This is a genomic window from Actinokineospora spheciospongiae, from assembly GCF_000564855.1.
Taxonomy (GTDB): Bacteria; Actinomycetota; Actinomycetes; order Mycobacteriales; family Pseudonocardiaceae; genus Actinokineospora; species Actinokineospora spheciospongiae.
The window spans coordinates 1-4,954 of record NZ_AYXG01000167.1; the positions used below are offsets into that span (position 1 = coordinate 1).

At 70.9% G+C, this 4,954-nt stretch carries 4 protein-coding genes; 2 read left to right on the top strand and 2 right to left on the bottom strand.

The genetic code is table 11. The annotated features are described in order from the left end of the window. Window positions 1-137 precede the first annotated feature (137 nt). Window positions 138-362 (bottom strand): hypothetical protein, encoded by a 225-nt coding sequence (locus UO65_RS22010; protein ID WP_035285818.1) that lies wholly within the window; start codon window positions 360-362, stop codon window positions 138-140. Between the two features lie 172 nt (window positions 363-534). Then, a complete protein-coding gene (locus UO65_RS22015; RefSeq protein WP_035285826.1) occupies window positions 535-1,926 on the bottom strand; it encodes an alpha-amylase in 1,392 nt (463 codons plus the stop codon). 264 nt (window positions 1,927-2,190) lie between these two features. Between UO65_RS22015 and UO65_RS22020 the strand changes: the two genes are divergently transcribed. Together UO65_RS22020 and UO65_RS22025 are read left to right on the top strand one after the other, a co-directional pair. Continuing rightward, on the top strand, window positions 2,191-3,765 hold the full coding sequence (locus UO65_RS22020) for a glycoside hydrolase family 13 protein (protein ID WP_035285828.1): 1,575 nt from the start codon (window positions 2,191-2,193) through the stop codon (window positions 3,763-3,765). Window position 3,766: 1 nt separating this feature from the next. Next, on the top strand, window positions 3,767-4,813 hold the full coding sequence (locus UO65_RS22025; protein WP_035285830.1) for a LacI family DNA-binding transcriptional regulator: 1,047 nt from the start codon (window positions 3,767-3,769) through the stop codon (window positions 4,811-4,813). Window positions 4,814-4,954: the final 141 nt, after the last annotated feature.

Genomic DNA, 4,954 nt, shown 5'->3' on the forward strand with positions numbered 1-4,954 from the left:
CGCCATAGGGGCCCCGGCCAAACACATCCACCCAGCCGGGCACCACCCACCAAAGACCGGCGCTTTGAACCAAGGCCACCGCCGAGCACATCCACCCACCGGACACCCCAGGGAAAACCGCAGCCAGAAGGCGGGCCCTAGTCCTGGTCGGCGCGGGGCGCGGGGAGGTTGCGCGCGTCGCGGGCGCGGCGGCGGAACTCCTCGACCAGGTGGTCGTTGGCGTCGTGGTCGTTGGCGTCGGCGTTGGCGAGGAAGTACCCCAGCAACGCGCGGGCGGCGTCTTGCCGGTCCAGGATCACCGGGTCCTGGGTCGATTCGACGACCCCCTCGGTGTGCTCGCAGTCGAACATGTGCTCCCCCATCCGTGTACGGGTCCAGCATCTCGAGTGGACGCCACGGAGGGGTCACGAAAGGGTGAACAAGACTGCTGAATTCAGTTACTTCCGGTTCACGTACCCCATCCTGCAGCAGTGCGACCACCCTAATGGCCTAGCACACGAGGCGCCAGTCGACACTTACCGTTGCGAATCCCCTTCAGGTTCCCGCATGCAGCGCGATCGCGTCCCCGGCGCCCACCGTCGCGGTGAAAGTACCGTCGGATGCGATGGTGTAGCGCGTGGTGCACCCGGCGCCCGGTTCTGCATGTTGCACGTCGCAATAGGATGCCGCGGGGAGCGAGGTCTGGAACACCCGGGTCAGCGGTGCCCCCTCGCGGTTGATCACCACGTAGCCCTTCGAGCCGCGGCCGAAGGCGATCGCGTTGGCGCCGTTGGACCACCACCGCGTCACCGGCTGCCCGGCGACCGCGTTGCGGAACCCGACCATGTTCGCGATCTGCCGCCACAGGTGCTGGCACCGCCACCCGTCGGCGAAGCAGGCGTTCACCGCACCGCCGTTGGGCGGTCCGTCGTCGGTGGAGCCGAAGCTGTAGCCCGAGTACACGTTCGGCGACCCGTACGGCCACGCCAGCATGAACACGTTGGCCAGCGTGTAGGTCGACCCGTACCGCTCGTTCAACGTCGACCCGTTGCGCTCGGTGTCCCAGTTGTCCACGAACGACCGGGCCTTGGCCGAGGGCACGAACCCCCACGCCTCGCCGAACTGGCTCAGGTCCGCCAACTTCCCGCCGCTGAACACCGACTTGAGGCTCGTGGCGTAGCGGAACTCGTCGACGTCGCCGATCGACAGGTACTCCGAGGGTTGCACCGCCTCGCCCGCGCCGTGGATGACCTCCTGCACCCAGTACTTCGACGGGTCGGTGAGCCGGGACTTGATCGCCGCGACGTCGGCGGCGGCCATGTGCTTCGCCGCGTCCACGCGGAAACCGTCGACCCCGAGCGACGACAGGTCGTTGAGGTAGGCGGCGATGGCGCCGCGCACGTAGTCGTTGCCGGTGTCCAGATCGGACAGGTCGACCAGTTCGCAGTTCTGCACGTTGTAGCGGTCGCCGTAGTCGGTGATCGGCTGGCGGCAGGAGTGGAAGTCCTGGTTCTGGTAGTACCCGGGGTAGTTGTACTTGCTGTAGGACGTGCCGCCGGTGCCGGTGCCCGAACCCGCCGACATGTGGTTGACCACCGCGTCCGCGACGACGCGCACCCCCGCCGCGTGGCAGGTGTCGACCATGTTCTTGAATGCGGCCCGGTCGCCGAGCCGCCCGGCGATGCGGTAGCTGACCGGCTGGTAGGAGGTCCACCACTGCGGGCCCCGGATGTGCTCGGTGGCGGGTGAGACCTCCACGTACCCGTACCCCTCCGGGCCGAGGACGTCGCGGCACTCGCGCGCCACGGAGTCGTAGCGCCACTCGAACAGGGTGGCGGTGACGTCCTTGGCGCCCGGTGGCGCGGCCCCGGCCGGGGCCGCCGGGGCGACGACGCCGACGGAGAGGACGGCCAGGGCGGCGAGCAGCGGGCGCAGGGTCGAGACCACGGTGTCTCCTCGTCGGTCGGCTTCGCGGGAGCGGCGGGACACGACTGGAACTTTCTGAAACCCAGCATCGGGACGGTGGGCACGGCCGTCAAGCCCCCGAGCGGCGCTGCCAGTTCCCAGAGTTGCGGTGTGTCGGGAACCACCGGGATGCGGGGAAGAGCGGGGGCTTGCCACAAAGTTGCTGAATCGGGTTGCAAGCCCTTTCGAGTCGTCGTTCCCCGCTGCTAGCGTCGATCCCGGACCTGAGCAACCGGGAGGGGTGCCATGGCTGGGGACTGGTGGCGGGACGCGGTCATCTACCAGGTGTACGTGCGCAGCTTCGCCGACGGCAACGGCGACGGGATCGGCGACCTGCCGGGCATCCGGTCGCGGCTGCCGTACCTGGCGGGCCTGGGCGTCGACGCGCTGTGGATCACCCCGTTCTACACCTCACCGATGGCCGACGGCGGCTACGACGTCGCCGACTACCGCGACGTCGACCCGACCCTGGGCACCCTGGACGACGCGCGCGGGCTGGTGCGGGCCGCGCACGAGCAGGGCCTCAAGGTCATCGTCGACATCGTCCCCAACCACACCTCGTCGCGGCACGAGTGGTTCCGGCAGGCCCTGCGGAGCGCGCCGGGCTCCCCCGAGCGCGACCGCTACCTCTTCCGCGAGGGCACCGGCGACGCGCCGCCCAACGACTGGGAGTCGGTCTTCGGCGGCGGGGCGTGGACCCGGCTGCCCGACGGCCAGTGGTACCTGCACCTGTTCGACCCCACCCAGCCGGACCTGAACTGGGCCAACCCGCAGGTGCGCGACGAGTTCCACGACGTGCTGCGGTTCTGGCTCGACCTGGGCGTCGACGGCTTCCGCATCGACGTGGCGCACGGCATGGTCAAGCAGGACGGGTTCCCCGACGTCGGCGCCCAGGAGCAGCACAAGCTCCTGGAGACCCGCCCGCTGCCGTACTTCGACCAGGACGGCGTGCACGAGATCTACCGCGAGTGGCGCAAGGTCCTCGACACCTACGACCCGCCGCGCATCGGGGTCGCCGAGGCGTGGACGGCCACCGCCGAGCGGCTCGCCCGCTACCTGCGCCCGGACGAACTGCACCAGGCGTTCAACTTCCACTACCTGACGACCGGCTGGGAGGCGCGGGCCCTGCGCGAGGTCGTCGACCACTCGCTGACCGCCATCCCGGCCGTGGGCGCCCCCGCCACCTGGGTGCTGTCCAACCACGACGTGCACCGGCACGCCACCCGCTACGGCGGCGGCCCGGCGGGGGTCCGCCGGGCCCGCGCGGCGATCCTGCTCATGCTGGCGCTGCCCGGTTCGGTCTACCTCTACCAGGGCGAGGAACTGGGCCTGGAGGAAGTGCTGGACCTGCCCGAGGAGGTGTTGCAGGACCCGATGTGGGAGCGCTCCGGGTACACCGACCGCGGCCGCGACGGCTGCCGGGTGCCGATCCCGTGGACCCGGGGCGGCAGCGCGCTCGGCTTCGGCGCGGACGGCTCGACCCCGTGGCTGCCGCAGCCGGAGGCGTGGTCCGAGCTGTCGGTCGAGGCGCAGACCGGCGCGGAGGGCTCCACCCTGGAGCTGTACCGCGGCGCCCTGCACACCCGCCGCGAACACCCCGCCCTGGGCGCGGGCGACGCGGTGGACTGGCAGGACAGCGAACCGGAGGTGCTGTGGTTCTCCCGCACGGCGGCCGGTCGCACCCTGCACTGCGCGGTCAACCTCGGCCCCGAACCGGCCCGGCTGCCCGCCGGGACCGTGCTGCTGGCCTCGGGCGAGTACGAAGTGGACGGTTCGGACACCCTGCTGCCGACCGACACCTCGGTGTGGTGGGAAGCCTGACGTGCCAACACCCCCCGCGTCCGGGTCCACCGCGCGGCTGAGCGACATCGCCGCGCAGGCCGGGGTCAGCGAGGCCACGGTCAGCCGGGTGCTCAACGGCAAGGCGGGCGTGTCCACCACGACCCGCCAGACCGTGCTGGCCGCCCTCGACACCCTCGGCTACGAACGCCCCGCCCGCCTCCAGGCCCGCAGCGCGGGCCTCATCGGCCTGATCACCCCGGAACTGAGCAACCCCATCTTCCCGGCGTTCGCCCAGGTGATCGAACAGGTCCTGACCCGCGACGGCTACACCCCGGTCCTGTGCACGCAGAGCCCCGGCGGCTCCACCGAGGACGAACTGACCAACACCCTGGTCGACCGGGGCGTCAACGGCATCATCTACGTCTCCGGCCTGCACGCGGACTCCACCGCCGACATGGACCGCTACGTCAAGCTGGCGGGCCGGGGCGTCCCCTTCGTGATGATCAACGGCTGCACCGAACGCGTCTCGGCCCCCTTCGTCTCCACCGACGACCGCTCGGCCATGAGGCTGGCGGTGCAACACCTGGTGGAACTGGGCCACGAACGCATCGGCCTGGCCGTGGGCCCCCGCCGCTACGTCCCGGTCGTCCGCAAGATCGAGGGCTTCGTCCAGCACATGCGCACCGCCCTCCCCCTGTCGGCGGAGCAGGCGGAGGGCTTCATCCAACACTCCCTGTTCACCGTCGAGGGCGGCCAAGCGGCGGCCAACGCCCTCATCGACCGCGACTGCACGGCGATCATCTGCGGCAGCGACCTGATGGCCTTCGGCGCCATCCGAGCCGCCCGCCAACGCGGCCTCGCCGTCCCCAGGGACATCTCGGTGGTCGGCTTCGACGACTCCCCCCTGATCGTCTTCGCCGACCCCCCGCTGACCACGCTGCGCCAACCTGTCGACGCGATGGGCCAGGCGGCGGTGAACGCCCTGCTGGAGGAGGTCACCGGCAACCCGGCCCCGCACGCGGAGTACGTGTTCATGCCGGAACTGGTCGTACGCGGCTCCACCGCCGCCGCCCGCCACCCGGGCTGACCGCCACAGGCCACCCGACAAACCGCAGGCCCGGCGAACGAATGCCCGGTGGGCGGATGCGCTTGGCGATCAGCCAGCCACCCCCGCAACCGCCGGCCTGGCGAGCGAACTGCCCGGGTGGGTGGAGGTCCTGAACGCAGG